Genomic DNA, 17,808 nt, shown 5'->3' on the forward strand with positions numbered 1-17,808 from the left:
AGCCGGCGGCGATGCGTAATAATCAACAAACCCACGCCTCGCAGTGCTAGAACGGTTGCCATGTCAACCTCCACTTCGTCTTCGCTCTCGCTACCCGTGCTCGATCTGTCACGGCTCGCGTGTGGTGACGAAGAGGCCGCCGCGTTCCGCGATGATCTGCGCCGCGCGACTCACGAAGTCGGGTTCTTCTACCTCACCGGGCACGGCGTGCCCCAGGAACTCATCGATCGCATGATCTCGGTCGGGCGCAAGCTCTTCGAGCTGCCCGAGGCAGACAAGCTCGCGCTCAATATGGTCGACAGCCCGCATTTCCGCGGATACACCCGCATCGGCGGCGAGCTGACGCAGGGGGCCGTCGACTGGCGTGAGCAGATCGACATCGCCACCGAGCGCGAGCCCGTGACGGATCCGGATGCCGAGGACTTCTGGGTTCTCCAGGGACCGAACCAGTGGCCGGCCGCCCTCCCCGAGCTGCGGGAGCTCGCCACCGAGTGGATCGAGCGGCTCAACGACGTGAGCCTGACGCTGCTCCACGCCTGGGCAGAGGCGCTCGGCGCTCCCGCCGACGTGTTCGATCCGGCGTTTGCCGAGCGACCCGCACCGCACATCAAGATCGCCCGATACCCGGGCAAAGAGGATGCCGGACAGGGTGTCGGAGCCCACAAGGACCTCGGCGTGCTCACCCTCCTCTACGTGGAGGAGGGCAAGGGCGGATTGCAGGTCGAGCGCGACGGCCAGTGGATCGACGCACCTCCGGTCTCGGGCGCCTTCGTGGTGAACATCGGCGAATTGCTCGAGATCGCGACCAACGGGTACCTCAAGGCGACGATGCACCGCGTGGTCTCGCCGGCTCCCGGCCAAGACCGCATCTCGGTGCCGTACTTCTACGGCCCGGCCCTCGACGCGACGATTCCGACGATCGACCTGCCGCCTGAGCTCGCTGCCGAGGCTCGCGGGGTCACGCGCGATCCCTCCAACCCGCTGCATCCGGTGTTCGGCAAGAACTGGCTGAAGAGCCGGCTTCGCGCGCACCAGGATGTCGGCTGGGCCCACCACCCCGAGCTCATGGAGGCGCAGGGCTTCACCCGCGACGCCTGATCCGTCAGGGGGCCGAGCCCGGGCGGGCCTCGCCTTGGGTGAGCGTCTTGCTTCCGGGCTCGGATCGGCTCGGCTCGCCACCTGCCCCCGTGCGGTGACCGTGGCGCGCCGACGCGACAGAATCGAGTGCGAGCGGTGTCGAACGGATGCCGCGGCCCGAAGCAGGAGGCGGCATGCCGTTCATCATCGACGCGTCAAGCGCGACGCCACCGTTCGAGCAGTTGCGGCAGCAGGTGATCGAGCAGGTGCGCTCGGGCGAGCTCGCCCCGGGTGCTCGACTCTCGCCAGTCCGGGCGCTGGCGGAGCAGCTCGGCCTCGCCGCCAACACGGTGGCCCGCGCCTACCGCGAGCTCGAGGCTGACGGCGTCATCGAGACGCGGGGTCGTGCCGGGTCGTTCATCGCAGCGCATGGAGACGCGACTCAGCAGCAGGCGCAGCTCGCGGCGATCGCGTTCGCCGAGCGGATGCAGCACCTCGGCGTCGCGCGCGACGACGCCCTCGCCCTGGCACGGGCAGCACTCGACCGCTGACTATCGGCGGCAGGCGGCCGAGTACTGCAGCCGCGCGCGAGCGCCGAACTCGCGCGTGCGGCATCCGATCAGAGTTCGAGGTCGAGCAGCTCTCGATCGAGCGAGCCGTACCGATGGGCGGTGATCGACACCGCCTGCTCTCGCAGGAACGGCAGCAGTTCCACGCGTCCGGCGTCGGTGACAGGGTCTGCGAACAGGGCGAAGTCGGGGCTGCCGCCGGTCGCCGCGGCGAACGCTGCGGTGTCGCCGCCGATCATCCTCACCCGGCTCACGGAGGGCGTCCGGGAGTCGGCGGTGCCGCGCACGGCGAGGTCGGCCATGCGGCGGTTGAACGCGGCATCCGTCTCTACCGTGATCGACTCGACGTGCAAGGGCGAGTCGGCACCGGCGAACAGTGTTGCGAGCGGCGCCGGAAGCGGTTCGGGCGTGCTCACCAGAACCGTCGCGCCGGCGGTCGCTGCAGCGGCGAGCACTCGCACGAAGTCGCCGAAGTCGCCCTGCCCGGCGAGCCGCACGAGCGCCCGCGCCGGCAGGTAGCGGAACACGTTGCGCTCGACCCCCAGCCCGGAGAGGTCGCGCGGCACACCGAATCGGTCGCGCCACTCGACCGCGTCGTCGGCTGCACCACGCCGGGCTCGGTCGAACTGCGCGTAGTCCATGCCGGGCTGGGCGGCCTCGATGAGACCGGCGATCGCATCGGACACACCGCTGAGCCTCAAGTGCTGCCGCTGCGGCGACGGCACGGGCTCCCACCGCCCCAGCGAAGCCACATAGTCGGGGCCACCGGCCTTCGCGCCAGGACCCACCGACGAACGCTTCCACCCGCCGAACGGCTGGCGCCGCACGATCGCACCGGTGATCCCGCGGTTGACGTAGAGGTTCCCCGCTTCGACGTTGCTCAGCCAGTGACTGATCTCCTCGGGGTCGAGCGAGTGCAAGCCGGCCGTGAGCCCGTAAGCGGGAGCGTTCTGCAACGCGATCGCCTCATCGAGCGTGGTGGCCGACATGAGGCCGAGCACTGGACCGAAGTACTCGGTGAGGTGGTACTCGGAGCCCGGCTGCACCCCATCCCGCACGCCCGGAGACCACAACCGACCGGTGTGATCGAGCCGTCTGGGCTCGAGCATCCACCATTCCCGAGCACCGAGGGTGCCCAGCCCTCTGGCGAGCTTGCCTTCGGGAGGCGCGATGACCGGGCCCATCACGCTGCGCGGATCCGAGGGCCAGCCGACCCGCAGCGACGTGACGGCGTCGAGGAGCTTCGCCTTGAACCGCGACGACTCCGCGACCGAGCCGACGAGGATGACGGTCGATGCCGCCGAGCACTTCTGGCCCGCATGCCCGAACGCGCTCTTCACGATGTCGGCCACGGCGTGATCGAAATCGGCGCTCGGCGTGACGATGATCGCGTTCTTGCCGCTCGTCTCCGCGTGCAGGTCGAGTTCGGGACGCCAGGAGCGGAACTGCGCGGCCGTATCGTACGAACCGGTGAGGATCACCCGATCGACGAGCGGGTCTGTGACGAGCTCACGCCCGAGGTCGCTCGAGTCGAGCGGCGCGAACACGAGCAGGTCGCGCGGGATGCCGACCTCCCACATGAGCTCGGCGAGCACCGCAGCCGTGCGCTCGGACCGCCGTGAGGGCTTCAGCACCACAGCGCTCCCGGCGGCGAGCGCGGCGAGCACACCGCCGGCGGGGATCGCGATGGGGAAGTTCCACGGCGGGATCACTGACGTGACACGAGGCGGAACGAAGCGCGCCTTCGTCACAGTCGCGAGCTCGCGAGCACTGGCCGCGTAATAGTGCGCGAAATCGATCGCTTCGCTGACCTCCGGGTCGGCTTCGCCGATCGTCTTGCCCGCCTCGGCGGCCGCAACTTCGATCAGCCGATCACGGTGCGCAGCGAGGGCGGCGCCCACGGCGTCGAGCGCGCTGGCGCGTTGCTCTGCAGACCGCGCACCCCAAGCCTCGCCTGCGGCAGCGGCCGCTTGCAGCAGGTGCCGCAACCCGGCGACAGCGCCGACTCTTGAAGCAGCGACCGTCGCTTCACCGGCATCCGACCCTGCTGCGCGCTGCAGGATCACCCGACCCCAGGCGCGGTTCGCCCCGAGTGCGGGGTCGGTGTCGGGAGTGTTCGTGAAGGCAGCGATGGATGCCGCGGGCGCGACCACCGCGCCGCGCTCGGCCTCAGCATCCGCTCGGTCCTGGGTGCGGCGGGGCTCCGCGCTCACCGTGTCGATCAGGCCGAGTGACTCGCGGAACCGCTGCGCTTCGAGCTCGAATGCGCTTCCTTCGGCATCGAGCAGCGGGAGTGAGCTCATGAAGTTCTCTGGGCTCGCAGCCTCTTCGAGCCGGCGAACGAGGTAGCTGATCGCGGAATCGAATTGGGTGGGGTCGACCACCGGCGTGTAGAACCGCACCGCCCCCACATCCGCTGACACGGCTGCGGCTTGTGCCGGCGTCATGCCCAGCAGCATCTCGAAGTCAGTGCGGCCTTCGACGCCGCGCTGCCGGGCGAGCAACCAGGCGTACGCGATGTCGAAGAGGTTGTGGCCCGCGACCCCGAGGCGTACGACCGCCGCCCGCTCGGGAGTGAGCGCCCACTCGAGCATGCGCTTGTAGTTGGCATCGGTCTCGGCCTTGGTGGCGTACGGCGCCGGCGCCCAGCCATGCAGCGCCGCGTCGACGTGCTCCATGGGCAGATTGGCGCCCTTCACGAGCCTCACCTTCACCGGCGCGCCGCCGTCGGCGACCCGGGAACCGGCCCATTCCACGATCCGCTGCAGCGCCGCGAACGAGTCGGGCAGGTAGGCCTGCAGCACGATGCCCGCCTCGAGTCGACGGAGCGTCGGCCGGCTCAGCAGCCTCATGAACACCGCGACGGTCAGGTCGAGGTCGCGGTACTCCTCCATGTCGAGGTTGATGAACTTGCCACCGGCTGCAGCCGCGTCCTCGTAAAGCGGTGCGAGCGTGTCGACGACCTGGTCGACGGTCTCATCGAAGGCCCAGAGGTTGAGTTGGCTGACGACCGATGACACCTTCACCGACACGTAGTCGACGTCGCTCCGGGCGAGGAGGGCACGGATGCCGCGGAGCCGGCGCGCGGCCTCGTCGGCGCCCAGCACCGCCTCGCCGAGCAGGTTGATGTTGAGCGCCGCGCCACCCTGGCGCAACCGCGCGAGGGACTTGTCGAGCTTCTCGGGCGTCGCGTCGACGACGAGGTGCGAGACGGTGCTGCGCATGACGCGGCGAGCGATCGGCACGACGACCGGAGGCATGAGGGGGGCGAAGCCGCCGCCCATCAGCACCGCGGCGCGAAGCCAGGCGGGCAGGCTGCGGGGCACGTCACGGCTGACCCGCTCGAACTCTCTGGCTGCGACGCCGAGGTCGTCGGGGCGCACCACACCGTCGACGAACCGCCGCGCGAAGCTGAGGCCGCCTGGGTCTTGCAGCAGCTGCATCAGCCGCCGGGAGTGAGGGTCGGCATGCTGTGCACTGCTCGCTTGCAGCCAGCGCCGAACCGTCGCGATCGAGGCGTCGGCGAGCGCCACGCGATCCGCGGTCGCAGAGGGGTCTGTGATCGACACACGACCAGTGTGCTCCCACCGCTTGCGAGAACGCAGGGCACCGGATGCCGCGGGTCGCTGTGGCGCCCCGGTTCGCCGTCGCGTGGGTTGGCCCCGCCCTGCCGCTGCGGGTCGCCCCGTCGCCCGCGGTTCAGCGTGCGACGGGGTGCCGGACTGGCTGCCGCCCGACGCCGGGCTGGACCAGCATCCGCGCCACTTACGTGCTTCCGCGCCACCTCTACGTGGCGCGAATGAGCACACGTGGCGCAACTGCGACCGAAGGTTCGCGCTGAGAGCCTCCAGTCGAGACGGTGCGCCGTCGCGAGCTCGCCGTCGAGAAGGTGCACCGCCCCAGCGGCCTGACTGACGCCCGACGCCGGGCTGGACCAGCATCCGCGCCGGTTACGGACTTCCGCGCCACCTCTACGTGGCGCGAATGAGCACACGTGGCGCGAACGCTTACGCCGGTGCGGCGGCGAGGGCGGGCCGCCGCGAGTCGCCCGGGGGCGCCGTCGGGTTCACGCCCGACGCCGGGCTGGACCAGCATCCGCGCCAGTTACGGACTTCCGCGCCACCTCTACGTGGCGCGAATGAGCGCAAGTGGCGCGAACGCGATCAGGAGAGTCCGCGCGGAGGGCGGGACGCAGGGCGTGCCGCAGAGACGACGCGGGGGCGCCGTAGAGACGGCGCGGGATGGCGTTGAGACAGCGCGCGGTCGAGAGGGCGCGGGCGCGCGGTCGAGAGGGCGCGGGCGAGAGGGCGAGAGGGCGAGGGGCCGAGAGGGCGAGGGGCCAAGAGGGCGAGGGGCCAAGAGGGCGAGGGGCCAAGAGGGCGAGGGGCCAAGAGGGCGAGAGCGCGAGCAGACGCGCGTTAACGCGACTGTGCCCCGCGCCAGAAGGCGCAGGGCACAGTTCAGCGATCTCGCGGATCAGGCAGCAGCGGCCTCGGCGGCCTGCGCCTCGCGCACGCTCTTGAGCGCCTCGGCCCAGGCGACGACCTGTGCGATCTGCGCCTGCAGCTCGGGAACCTTCAGCTCGTTGGCCGGCTTGAAGGTGCTGAAGTTCTCGAAGTCGGTGAAGATCGAGAACATGACGTGCTTCTGCACGTCGGCGATCTGCAGCTCGGCGAGCACCTGACGCACGTGCTCACCGGCGCGCACGCCACCCATCGAGCCGTAGCTGATCACGCCGGCGGCCTTGTTGTTCCACTCGGCGCCGACGAAGTCGAACGCGTTCTTGAGCGAACCAGGCATGGTGTGGTTGTACTCGGGCGTGATGATGAGGTAGCCGTCGAACTCGCCGACCTTGGCCGCCCATTTCTTGGTGTGCTCGTTGCTGTACTGGCCGTATCCGGCGGGCAGCGCCTCGTCGAGGTTGGGCAGCGCGTAGTCGTGCAGGTCGACGAGCTCGAACTCGACGCCCTCCGCCGCTGCGTTCTCCTTGACCCAAGCGCCGACCTGGTCGCCGACGCGGCCGGGACGGGTGCTGCCGATGATGATGCCGATCTTCAGATCTGCCACGAAGGCTCCCTTTCTTACGTTTCGGTGCCGCCGAGGGTTCCGGCGGCCGCCATCCGATCGATCAGTCGATCAGTGACGCGTCAACAATACGCGCCTATTGGTGATGTGTCAACTAAACGCTAGAATGGGTGGCATGTCTGAAGTTGCTGCGATCAGTGAGCGCGAGTGGGAGGTGTGGCGCACCTTCTACGGCATGCGCCGCCAGCTCGACCGCGCCATCGAGCAGCAGCTGCAAGAGGATGCCGGCATCTCGCGTCCCGAGTTCGAGATCCTCCTCGCGCTCTGGGAGGCGCCGCAGAAGCGCCTGCGCAGCCGCGAGATCGCCGAGTTGATCGGCTGGGAGAAGAGCCGCATCTCGCATCAAGTGTCGCGCATGGAAGCGCGCGGCCTGGTCGAGCGCACCGAGTGCGACAGCGACCTGCGCGGCATCTGGGTCGGTCTGACGCCCGACGGCCGACGTGCGGTGCTCGGCGCCTCGCGCAAGCACGCCCTCAAGGTGCGCGAACTCTTCTTCGACGCGCTGGATGCCGAGCAACTCGACGCCGTGCTCGAGATCTCGAAGCGCGTGCTGGGCTCGATCGACGCTCCGGCTTGCGACATCGTCGCGCAGCAGGCGCAGCACGCACAAGACGGCAACAGCGAAGGCAACAGCGAAGCAGAGCGCCGCGACTCGAACGAGGCGGCGCAGCGCGCGTGAGCGGGCTCGCTCCAGCCGCGCCGCGAAGCGCCCTACCGGCATTGCACCCCTAGGCTCACACCATGTCCGACGTCTACGATGTCGCCGTCGTCGGCGGAGGCCACAACGGGCTGACCGCCGCCGCCTACCTGGCGAAGGCGGGCAAGCGCGTCATCGTGCTCGAACGCGAGACGCAACTCGGCGGCGCGGCGGTCTCGGCCCGACCGTTCCCCGGCATCGACGCACGGCTCTCGCGGTACTCCTATCTGGTGAGCCTGCTGCCGCAGCGCATCATCGACGACCTCGGCCTCGGCATCCGCCTCGCGAGCCGTCGCTACTCCTCGTGCACGCCGCTGCCGGGCACCGACCGCGCACTGCTGATCGACGACTCGGATGCCGCCGAGACGACCGACTCGTTCGCCTCCGTCGGCGCCCTCGACGACGCCGCGGCCTGGCGAGACTTCGTGGCAGACACGGCCCACCTGGGCTCTCGACTCTTCCCCTCGATGCTCGAGCCGCTCCAGCACCGCCACCAGGCGCGCGCTGCGGTCGGCGACGACCGCGTGTGGAACAGCCTGGTCGAGCAGCCGATCGGTTCCACGATCCAACGCACCTTCGCGAGCGACCTGGTTCGCGGCGTCGTGCTGACCGACGCGCTCATCGGCACCTTCGCCCCGGTGGTGGACGAGACCCTCGCCGCGAACCGCTGCTTCCTCTACCACGTGATCGGGCAGGGCACCGGCCGCTGGGACGTGCCGGTCGGCGGCATGGGCAGCATCACCGGCGAGCTCGCCCGAGCAGCGCTCATGGCCGGCGCCTCGCTGAGCACCGAGAGCGAAGTGACCGCGATCACTCCCGATGGAGAGGTGCTGTACCGCAGCGGCGATGGCCAGCGGGCGGTGCAAGCGCGCTGGGTGCTCTCGAATGTGGCGCCCACCGTGCTCGAGCGCTTGCTGAGCGCGGGCGGCGCGACGATCGACGAGCCGGCGGTTGCCCCCGAGGGCGCGCAGATCAAGTCGAACCTGCTACTGCGTCGACTGCCTCGCCTCCGCAGCGGCATCGAGCCTGCAGCGGCCTTCGCCGGCACCCTCCACATCAACGAGACCTGGTCAGCGCTCGGCAACGCGTACGACGCAGCGGTGCACGGCGCACTCGGCGACCCGCTGCCGGTCGAGGTGTACTGCCACACGCTCACCGACGACAGCATCCTGTCGCAGGAGCTGCGCGATTCAGGCGCCCACACGCTCACGGCGTTCGCGCTCCAAGCACCGCACCGACTCGGCGTGTCGCGGGACGACGCGCAACGCGCCCTGCTCGCCTCGCTCGACTCGGTACTCGCGGAGCCCATCGAGTCGGTGCTCATGACGGATGCCGACGGCCGCCCCTGCATCGAGACCCGCACCACTGCCGACCTCGAAGTCGCCCTGGGAATGCCGGGTGGCAACATCTTCCACGGACCGCTCTCATGGCCCTTCGCCGAGGACGACGCGGAGCTCGACACACCCGCGAAGCGCTGGGGCGTCGCGACCCCGCACGAGCGCGTGCTCATCTGCGGGTCGGCCTCGCATCGAGGCGGAGCGGTGAGCGGCATCGGCGGGCACAACGCGGCGATGGCGGTGCTCGAGGTCGGCTGAGGCGCTGGAGGCCTCGCCGCGCGGTGCTTGCGCGGAGGGACGCTTCGCCCGGGTTTGCTCGACGCAGCGACTCCTTCCTCCAGAGGTTGCCCGACGGCCGACTGGTGGGCCGTTGGCTCGCTGCCGCCGGCTCGGCCGAAGGGCTGGCTCGCTGGCTTGCAGACGGCTTGATCGCTGGCCGGCATCCGACTCCCCCGTTACTGTGAGCGCATGACACCCCCGGTCAACGGCCGCATCGAGCGAGACAGCCAGGGCCGAGCATTCGTGCTCGAGCGCGAGTATCCCCTCCCGGCCGCAGAGCTGTGGCGGCACTGCACGCAGTCCGAGTTGCTCGAAGCGTGGTTCGGCAGCTTCTCCGCACGCCCGGCGATCGGCAAGACGATGGCGCTCGTGATGAGCGAGGAGAACAGCGAGGTCGAGCATGTGACGGTGCTCGGCTGCGACCCGCCGCGGCACTTTCTCGGCGAGTTCGGGCGCGCCGGCGAGATGTGGCGCGTCGGCTTCGACATCGCGGCTGTCGCGAGCGATGACAGGACGGATGCCGGTACCACGGGGCGCGAGAGGAGCCGCCTCACGCTTCGCCACTACCTCCGCGGTCACGACGAACTGAGCGGTATCGGGCCCGGCTGGGAGTACTACCTCGACCGCCTGCTCTCAGTGCTCACGCATGGGGAACCACCCGCGTGGGATGAGTACTTCGACACCTTGAGCGAGCCGTACCGGGAGCTGCAGCATGGCTGACACCAAGCCGACGACGCAGAAGACGCTGCCTACCGACGTGCCGCCCGAGGAGTTCCTCGCGACGATCCCAGAAAGAAGCAGGCGCGAGCGCGGGGAGCGACTGCTCGAGCTCTTCCGCGATGAGACGGGCGAGGATGCCGTGATGTGGGGGCCCAGCATCGTGGGGTTCGGCACCGTTCGGCTCAAGTACGACTCAGGTCGAGAGGGCGATTGGCCTCGCGTGGGCTTCTCGCCGCGCAAGGGCGCGATGACGCTGTACGGCCTCACCGATCACGCCGAACTTGAGCCGCTGCTGGAGCGGCTCGGCACCTACACGCGGAGCGTCGCGTGCGTGTACATCAAGAAGCTCGAAGACGTCGATGAGGCGGTGCTTCGAGAACTGGTGCGGCGCGCGTACCGACTCGCGCTGCGCGTCGACGCGTAAGGCGTGCCGCGCGCGGCGCTCAGTGCGCCCGGTGGTCCTCGATCGTCATGCGGGGGCCGAACGACGGCTTGCGAAAGCCGCTCGCGACGATCAGCCGCACGATGCGCTGCCGATGCCCTCGCCAGGGCTCCAGAAGTTCGAGCATCCCATCGTCGTCCACCGGACGACCGGCGAGCGCCCAGCCCACGTACGCCGCGAGATGGTAGTCGCCCACACTGACGTGATCGGGCGCGCCGTGTGATCGCTGCAGCGCCTCGGCCGCGGTCCAGACGCCGATGCCGCGCACGCTCTTCAGCTTCGCGGCGGCAGTCTCGGCATCCATGCCCACGAGCCTTTCGACGGATGCGGCGACCTCGGCGACCCGAAGCACGGTCGCCGAGCGCTGCGGACCCACGCCCGCGCGGTGCCACTCCCAGCTCGGGATGCGTCGCCACGTCACCGCACGAGGAACGACTCGCATGCCGAGCGGAGCCGGGCCGGGCGCACGTTCGCCGTACCGCGTGACGAGTTGGCGCCAGGCTCGCAGCGCTTCGATGCTGGTCACCTTCTGCTCGAGCACGGCGCAGACGAGGGCCGGAAAGAGCCGATCCGTGCGCGCCAGTCGCAGCCCTTGGTTCTGACGGTGCACTTCTCGCAGCTTGGGGTGCGAGTCGAGCGCGAGCTCGCTCCAGTTATCGTCGGCGCCGAGCAGTCGGGGCACTGCGGCGAGGGCCCGTTCAGCGGCAGGGCCCCAGGCGGTGACGCGGATGCCGTCGCGCCGCGGCGCGAGGTGCAGCGTGGCCGCGGCGGTCTCTGCTGCGGCATCCGGCCCGTCGAACCGCATCGTCATCCACGCGTTCGAGCCCTCCCAGCGGAGGGTCGGGTCGGCGGGGCCTCGTCCCACTGGGCCGAGCGTCTGCCGAAGGTCGACCGGCACGCGCGGGGCGTAGGTCGTCTGCAGCACGAGGGAACCCTAACCCACCCCACCCTCACGCCTTCGCCTGCTCACCGCTCGCAAGGGCTGCGAGCAGGCGGAAGCCTCTGGGCGGACGGCCCGGCAGAAAGCCGAGAAACCCGCCCCGGCGAAGAGCCAGGAGGCGCTGTTTAGACTGGCGAGTCGTGGCCGTGCCGAAGATCCTGCTCTACTACCGCTTCACGCCGATCGCCAACCCAGACGCGATCCGGCTCTGGCAGCGCGACCTGTGCGAGTCGCTCGGGCTCAAGGGCCGCATCCTCATCTCGAAGCACGGCATCAACGGCACGGTCGGTGGCGAGCTCGCCGACGTGAAGCGGTACGTGCGCAAGACGCGTGAATACGCGCCCTTCAAGGACATCGACTTCAAGTGGAGTGAGGGCACCGGTGACGACTTCCCCAAGCTGTCGGTGCGTGTGCGAGATGAGGTCGTGAGCTTCGGAGCACCCGGCGAGCTGCAGGTCGACGATGACGGCGTGATCGGCGGCGGTGAGCGCCTGACGCCCGAGCAGTTGCACGAACTCGTCGCCGAGCGTGACGACGTCGCGTTCTTCGACGGCCGCAACGCGTTCGAAGCCGCGGTCGGCAGGTTCAAGGACGCGGTCGTGCCCGAGGTTGCGACGACGCGCGACTTCATCGAGGAACTCGACAGCGGCAAGTACGACCATCTCAAGCAGAAGCCCGTCGTGACCTATTGCACGGGCGGCGTGCGGTGTGAAGTGCTCTCGGCACTCATGCGCGACCGCGGGTTCGAAGAGGTGTACCAGCTCGACGGCGGCATCGTGCGCTATGGGGAGACCTTCGGCGACGCGGGGCTCTGGGAGGGGTCGCTGTACGTGTTCGACCGGCGCAAGACGGTCGAGTTCAGCGAGGCGGCATCCGTCATCGGGCGCTGTGCGGGGTGCGGTGCGCCGAGCAGCGAGATGGAGAACTGCAGCGATCCGTCGTGCCGGGTGCAGCTCGTGAGCTGCACGGCGTGCGCCGGGCGCCTGGCGTGCGAGGCGCATGCCACGGCCCTTGCTCAAAGAGGTATGGGAGAGTAGCAGACGGGGCGCCCGGCGGATGCCGCGCCCTTTCTTGCGAGAGTCCCACTACCACTTCAAGGACAACACGCCATGCGAATCGGAATCCTCACCGGGGGCGGCGACGCACCCGGCCTCAACGCCGTGATCCGAGCGGCAGTACTGAAGGGCGAGAAAGACGCCGACACCGAGTTCGTCGGGTTCATCGACGGCTGGGAAGGCGTCTTCAACGAGAACTTCACGCCTCTGTTCCGCAACGACGTGCGCGGAATCGGCCGCCTGGGCGGCACGATCCTCGGCACGTCGAGAACGAACCCGATCAAGGACTTCGGCGGCCCTGACCGCATCGCTACGGTCTTCGAGCGCAACCGGATCGACGCCATCATGGTGATCGGCGGCGAGGGCACGCTCGCGGGCGGACACGAACTCGCGAAGCTCGGATTCCCCGTGATCGGTGTGCCGAAGACCATCGACAACGACATCTCGGGCACCGACTACACGTTCGGGTTCGACACCGCCGTGCAGATCGCCACGGATGCGATGGACCGCCTGCGCACGACGGGCGAATCGCACCGCCGCTGCATGGTCGCCGAGGTCATGGGCCGCCACGCGGGCTGGATCGCCCTGCACTCGGGGATCGCGGCGGGCGCGCACGCGATTCTCATCCCGGAGCGCAAGACCTCGATCGAGCAGATCGGCGAGTGGGTGCTGAGCGCCACCAACCGTGGACGTTCCGCCCTGGTGGTCGTGTCGGAGGGCTTCGGCCTCGACACCATGAACGACCCCTTCTCGATCAAGGGACTCGACTCGGTCGGCCGTCCGCGCCTCGGCGGCATCGGCGAGATGCTCGCGCCGCTCATCGAAGCGCACACCGGCATCGAGACGCGCGGCACGACGCTCGGCCACATCCAACGCGGAGGCACTCCGACCGCCAACGACCGCGTGCTCGCGACCCGCTACGGCATGGCCGCGCTCGACCTCGCCAAGCAGGGCAAGTGGGACCACATGGTCGCGCTCCGCGGCACCGAGATGTGCGTGGTGCCTCTTGAAGAGGCCGTCGGCCAGCTCAAGTCGGTGCCCGACCACCGCTACGACGAGGCCGCGGTCCTCTTCGGCTGATTCGGTCCGTCGGCGCGCGCTGAGCGGTCGCTCAAGCGCTCAGTGCGCGCTCGCGGAGCGCTCGCTCAAGCGCGCCGACGGCGCATCAGCAGCAGGATGCCGGCGAGGAGCGTCAGCAGGGCAGCGCCGAGCGCCACGCCGTACGCGTCGCCGTCGGCTCCGGTTGCCTGGAGCGACCCGCCGCCGCTGGGGTCGGCATCCGTGCCGCTGCCTGCCGACGGCCCTGGGGGCGGCGTGGGGGCCGCCTGGGAAACGAGTGTGATCGGCGAGCCGAGGTAACGGAGCGAGCCGTCAGGGGCGTAGCCGCCCGCCACCACCGTGTGCGATCCGGTGATGCTGGCCGGCAGCGTTACCCGCACGCTGAACGCGCCAGCACGATCGGCAACGACCGAACCGAGCGGAACCAGTGTCGAGTAGAGCCCAAGGGTGATCGGCGACTCGGGCGCGAAACCAGTGCCTGTCACCAGCAGCGCCGTGCCGGGCGCTGCGGTCAGCGGAACGCCGTGCAGCGAGGCCACGATCAGCGGCTTTCCGGCAGGTGGCAGGGGCACTGCCGTCGCATCCACCACGCGAAGCGTGAATGACTGAGCGGCACCGACGACCTTCGAGTTCGCGGGCGTCACCGTGAGCAACACATCGCCGACCGCGTCGAGTGTGGTGCCGGCGAGCACGGCGGTACCGTCGCGGCGGTCGGTGAAGGTGAGCCCTGCAGGCAGAGCGCTTGAGACGTCGATGCGTGGTGCGGCACCGTAACCCCCCGCGGCAGTGAAGACGAACTCGCCACGGATGCCGCGGGTGAACGTCGCGGTCGCCGCGCTCGTCAGCGAGGGTGCCTCGAACACGGTCACGGTGACCGGCACGATCGAGGTCAGCCCCCACTCGTTGGTCAACTCGACCTGGAACGACCACATGCCGCCGGCCCCGGCCGCGGGTGACCCGGTGAACGTCACGGTGTCGCCGGCAGGCGCGACCTGCAAGGCAACGCCGGGCGGCATCGCACCGACCGCTTGAACGGTGACGGTGCCCGAGACTGCCGAGAGGCCCAGCGCGAGGTCGATCGCACCGCCGACAGTGCCTTCGCCACTGCCGGCCGGCGTCGCAGCGGGTCGCGCCGCAGCGACGACCGTGAGGGTCTGCGTGATAGCGGGGTCGACGCCGTTGCTCACGCGCACTTGCACCGTGCCGGTCGCGGGCGCGGTTGCGGTCGAGCGCAGTTCGGCATCCGCTCCGAGCTGAGTGACCGTGATCCAGGCGGGGGCGGCGTCGATCGTCACCAGGTAGTCGTGGCCGGAGCCGCTGACCGTGAACGCATCGCCTTGACCGATCTCGAAGAGTGCGAGATCGGGGCTGGTGATGGCCAGCGGCGCGCGCACCTCGAGCGGAGCCGCAGTCGCCGTGGCGGTGCCGTGCACGTTCGTGGCGGTCACCCGGAACAGCGCGCCGTGATCGGTCGACGATGCAGTGAGCTTCAGTGTGCCGTCTGGCTGACCGGCGATGGACGTCCAGCTCGCGCCGCCGTCGCGCGACACCGACCATGCCGGAACCGGCGTGGGGAACCCGCCCAAATCGGCGGTGACGACGACCTCGTCACCCTCACGTACCGAACCGGCATGTGAGATCGCGTCGATGGTCGGCGCCTCATCGACCACGAGCACCATCGGGTGCGTGTCGCTGCCGTGAGCGTTGGTAGCGCTGAGCGTGACCGGCCACTCGCCGCCCGCTCCGGGCGCTGGCGTGCCGACGAGCGAAACCGAGCCGTCACCGTTCTGCACGGTGCTCACGCCGGCTGGCAGCGGACCCGTGACGGAGAAGGCGGGCGCCGGGTACCCGGTCATGGTGACCCGGATGTCGGCTGCAACGCCGTTGCCAATGCGCGGCGAGCCGCTGACCGTGAGCTCCGGCGCCTCGTTGACGGTGATGGTGAGCGTCTGCGTCGCGACTGTTCCGAAGCCGTTGGATGCCGTGAGCTCGACGGAGTGCACACCGCCATCCCCGGTGCGGGGCGTCGCAACGATGGTCGCGGTGCCGGGGCCGGTCGACTCGAAGGTCGCCCACGAGGGCACGGACGACGAGGCGATGGTGGCGGAGGGCGTCGACTGCACGACGATCGAGATCGACCGTGACCCGTCATTGGCGGTGGCGACCGCGCTCGGCGACGAGACGAACACCGGCTGCTCACCCACCCTCAGCGCCGCGATCGATGAGTAGACAGTGCGGCCGCCCTGCGTGAGCGTGGCGCGGAATCGGTCGCCGTCGTCGCCGAGTCCGACGGTCCGCGTCAACGTCGCCGAGGCGGCATCCGGGAGATCGACGAACCCGGTTCCTCGATCCACTTGCCATTGCACGGTCGGCACGGGGAAGCCGAGGTGCTCGATCTCGAAGCTGATGGTGGAACCGGCGAGCACCTGCTGATCGACCGGGTTCTTCGTGACCGCGACATCCTCGAGCACGGTGAGCACGAGGGTCTGGGACGCGGTGCCATGCGCGTTGGTCGATTCGATGGTGAGGCTATGCGCGCCCCCCGAGCCCACGGCCGGGGTCCCTGAGATGGTGAGCGAGCCCGCGACAGCGGAGACGCTGAGGCCGGTCGGCAACGTCCCACCGGCGATCGCGAGGGTGGGCACAGGGAAGCCGCGGCTCGTCACGGTCATGGATGCGGCATTGCCCACCGCGGTTGAGGCGCTCGCCGAGGAGGTGAATGCCGGCGCCTCCGTCACGGTCAGCGTCACCGACTGCTCGTCCGAGCCGCTTGCGTTGACCGCCCGGAGCGTGAGGGGGTATTCGCCGCCCTGGCCGGGCCGCGGAGAGCCGGAGATGTCGGCGGTTCCGTTGCCGAAGTCGGTCAAGACGAAGTTCTCGGGCAGGCCCGTCGCCGAGATGGCGGCAGAACGATAGCCGCTCGAGGAGAACGTCACGCTGCGCGGTGCGGCGCCGACGTGATAGGTCAACGGCGGCACGATGCCGAACGTCGGTGGATACAGGATGTGCACTGGGATGCCGAGGCTCGAGCCGTCGAGCGACGCCGTCACGTTGGCGAGCCCGCGCGGTCCCGACGTGGTGAACCCAACCGATGTCTCGCCCGAGGCGAGCGCTGACTGGGGCTGTGCCACCGAGGTGCCGCCCACGAGACCGCTCCAGCCGATTCGCAGCCCCTCGAACGCGGTGAGTTGCGCAGCCGACACGGCCCCGCCGCTGGAATCGAGCAAGAGGCTCACGGTCACGGTGGTCGTGGTCGAACCGAATTCGATGTCGGGGGCGTCGCCGCTGAGCTGCAGCCACGGCGTGTAGACGGATGCTGTCGGGGCGGCGACGCGGCCACAGGCGCCCGGGTCGCCGTTGCAGCTCCACCAGTTGAGGCTGAGGTCGGAGCCGCTGGGCGCTGCGACTTGCACGCCAGGGCCGCCTGCCCCGACGAAACGGTTGTAGTGCGCTGTGAGCGTCGCGTCGGGCATCGCATGAACAGCCGCAGCTCCGACGGGCGAGGCGGCCGGAACGGTGTTGGCCGTGAACGTCGAGCGCTCGATCGTGAGGGCGCCGCCGCGATGCCAGACCGCCGCACCTGATCCCGGGTTGCCGCTCGTCGAGTCCACCGCGTTCTCGCTGAACGTGCTGTCGGAGATCCGCATGGTCGCCGGCGTCGCGGTCGTGCGCTGGTCGATGACGAGCGCGGCACCGCCGTTCTCGATCTGCCGCGCGGTCGCCGAGTTGGCCGAGAAGGTCGAGCGCTCGATGATCAGCGCCTCGTTCGGGATCCCGGTCGCGCCGTAGGCGATTCCACCGCCCGCGCTGCCGTTGGAGCGGTTCTGGCTGATGACGCTGTCGCGGACCGTGAGTCTGCCCCCGATGAACTGCACGCCGCCACCCGGCGCCGTCGTCGTGTCAGGCGTCGCGGCGTTGGCGACGTTGTCACTGATCACGGAGTCCTCGATCGTGAGCACGTCGGGCTGCGCACTATTCGACCCGCCGATGATCCCAGCCCCGCCGAAATCGTCGCTGACGCCGCCCGTGATGGTGACGCGGCGCAGTGTCAGCGAGACCCCGCCCACCATGCCGGGGTCCATATCGATCACACGATCGGTTCCATTGCCCCGGATGACCACCGTGTCGCTCGCGCCCATGCCACGGATGGTGATGTCAGCGCCGGGCCGGGTGCCGGCGATGAGCGCACCATCGGGCCCGAGGTTGTAGTGACCCGCAGGGAGCACGATCTCGACCGCCCCGCCGCGGTTGTCGGCCACGCAGAGCGCGTTCCGCAGCGTGACGGGCGTGGCGGTCGTCAGCTCAGTGCTGTCGGCACAGGCACCATTGGCGTCGGCGTCCACCGTCGTCTCCACTTGGAACACGATCGCAGCGTGGGCGGCCGGCACGTGCAACTGCGCAAGCCCGGCGATGGTGACGAGCGACGCCGCAGCGGCGATGAGTCGCGTGGCCATGCGAGAGCGCATGCGGGCCTTCCGGGTCGGGTGGAGCGGGGCAGTGCGAGAAACGTGCGGGTGAAGCGAGAAACGTCGCGGCGATCTTCCGCGA

The 17,808-nt window shown here is 69.7% G+C and carries 12 protein-coding genes; 8 read left to right on the forward strand and 4 right to left on the reverse strand.

Annotated features, from left to right (window positions below; genetic code table 11):
• Positions 1-60 precede the first annotated feature (60 nt).
• A complete protein-coding gene (locus QF206_RS08395) occupies positions 61-1,098 on the forward strand; it encodes an isopenicillin N synthase family dioxygenase (RefSeq protein ID WP_281488767.1) in 1,038 nt (345 codons plus the stop codon).
• 173 nt (positions 1,099-1,271) lie between these two features.
• On the forward strand, positions 1,272-1,628 hold the full coding sequence (locus tag QF206_RS08400) for a GntR family transcriptional regulator (protein WP_281488768.1): 357 nt from the start codon (positions 1,272-1,274) through the stop codon (positions 1,626-1,628).
• 68 nt (positions 1,629-1,696) lie between these two features.
• Here the strand turns inward: QF206_RS08400 and QF206_RS08405 are convergent, their stop codons facing one another.
• Both QF206_RS08405 and QF206_RS08410 read right to left on the reverse strand, forming a co-directional pair.
• Positions 1,697-5,215 carry a proline dehydrogenase family protein gene (locus QF206_RS08405; RefSeq protein ID WP_281488769.1) on the reverse strand — a complete coding sequence of 1,173 codons (3,519 nt, stop codon included), beginning with the start codon at positions 5,213-5,215 and terminating at the stop codon, positions 1,697-1,699.
• 907 nt (positions 5,216-6,122) lie between these two features.
• Positions 6,123-6,713, reverse strand: coding sequence for an NADPH-dependent FMN reductase (locus QF206_RS08410; RefSeq protein WP_281488770.1), 591 nt, complete (start codon positions 6,711-6,713; stop codon positions 6,123-6,125).
• A gap of 133 nt (positions 6,714-6,846) precedes the next feature.
• On the opposite strand from QF206_RS08410, the gene QF206_RS08415 reads away from it, so the two are divergent.
• The 4 genes from QF206_RS08415 (at position 6,847) to QF206_RS08430 (ending at position 10,188) form a co-directional block, all read left to right on the forward strand.
• Positions 6,847-7,410 carry a MarR family winged helix-turn-helix transcriptional regulator gene (locus tag QF206_RS08415; protein WP_281488771.1) on the forward strand — a complete coding sequence of 188 codons (564 nt, stop codon included), beginning with the start codon at positions 6,847-6,849 and terminating at the stop codon, positions 7,408-7,410.
• A gap of 62 nt (positions 7,411-7,472) precedes the next feature.
• Entirely contained in the window at positions 7,473-9,023 is a 1,551-nt protein-coding gene (locus QF206_RS08420) for a phytoene desaturase family protein (RefSeq protein WP_281488772.1), read from the forward strand.
• A gap of 210 nt (positions 9,024-9,233) precedes the next feature.
• Positions 9,234-9,764: an SRPBCC family protein gene (locus QF206_RS08425; protein ID WP_281488773.1), complete on the forward strand. Its 531-nt coding sequence runs from the start codon at positions 9,234-9,236 to the stop codon at positions 9,762-9,764.
• Positions 9,757-10,188 (forward strand): DUF1801 domain-containing protein, encoded by a 432-nt coding sequence (locus tag QF206_RS08430; protein WP_281488774.1) that lies wholly within the window; start codon positions 9,757-9,759, stop codon positions 10,186-10,188. The genes QF206_RS08425 and QF206_RS08430 overlap by 8 nt, the downstream gene beginning before the upstream one ends.
• Before the next feature lie 19 nt (positions 10,189-10,207).
• On the opposite strand, the gene QF206_RS08435 is transcribed toward QF206_RS08430, so the two are convergent.
• Positions 10,208-11,131: a DNA-3-methyladenine glycosylase family protein gene (locus QF206_RS08435; RefSeq protein ID WP_281488775.1), complete on the reverse strand. Its 924-nt coding sequence runs from the start codon at positions 11,129-11,131 to the stop codon at positions 10,208-10,210.
• Between the two features lie 155 nt (positions 11,132-11,286).
• On the opposite strand from QF206_RS08435, the gene trhO reads away from it, so the two are divergent.
• The gene (gene trhO, locus QF206_RS08440; RefSeq protein WP_281488776.1) at positions 11,287-12,183 is read left to right on the forward strand and encodes an oxygen-dependent tRNA uridine(34) hydroxylase TrhO; all 897 of its coding nucleotides are present in this window, start codon (positions 11,287-11,289) and stop codon (positions 12,181-12,183) included.
• 72 nt (positions 12,184-12,255) lie between these two features.
• Positions 12,256-13,281 carry a 6-phosphofructokinase gene (locus tag QF206_RS08445; RefSeq protein WP_281488777.1) on the forward strand — a complete coding sequence of 342 codons (1,026 nt, stop codon included), beginning with the start codon at positions 12,256-12,258 and terminating at the stop codon, positions 13,279-13,281.
• 65 nt (positions 13,282-13,346) lie between these two features.
• Here QF206_RS08445 and QF206_RS08450 read toward each other — a convergent pair whose 3' ends face one another.
• Entirely contained in the window at positions 13,347-17,714 is a 4,368-nt protein-coding gene (locus QF206_RS08450) for a beta strand repeat-containing protein (protein WP_281488778.1), read from the reverse strand.
• Positions 17,715-17,808 lie beyond the last annotated feature (94 nt).

This window comes from Ruicaihuangia caeni (assembly GCF_029952955.1).
Lineage (GTDB): Bacteria > Actinomycetota > Actinomycetes > Actinomycetales > Microbacteriaceae > Ruicaihuangia > Ruicaihuangia caeni.

Coding starts and splice junctions, on each gene's coding strand:
- QF206_RS08425 (WP_281488773.1), top strand. CDS start 9,234: ATGACACCCCCGGTCAACGGCCGCATCGAGCGAGACAGCCAGGGCCGA.
- QF206_RS08445 (WP_281488777.1), top strand. CDS start 12,256: ATGCGAATCGGAATCCTCACCGGGGGCGGCGACGCACCCGGCCTCAAC.
- QF206_RS08430 (WP_281488774.1), top strand. CDS start 9,757: ATGGCTGACACCAAGCCGACGACGCAGAAGACGCTGCCTACCGACGTG.
- QF206_RS08400 (WP_281488768.1), top strand. CDS start 1,272: ATGCCGTTCATCATCGACGCGTCAAGCGCGACGCCACCGTTCGAGCAG.
- QF206_RS08395 (WP_281488767.1), top strand. CDS start 61: ATGTCAACCTCCACTTCGTCTTCGCTCTCGCTACCCGTGCTCGATCTG.
- QF206_RS08420 (WP_281488772.1), top strand. CDS start 7,473: ATGTCCGACGTCTACGATGTCGCCGTCGTCGGCGGAGGCCACAACGGG.
- QF206_RS08450 (WP_281488778.1), bottom strand. CDS start 17,714: ATGGCCACGCGACTCATCGCCGCTGCGGCGTCGCTCGTCACCATCGCC.
- QF206_RS08415 (WP_281488771.1), top strand. CDS start 6,847: ATGTCTGAAGTTGCTGCGATCAGTGAGCGCGAGTGGGAGGTGTGGCGC.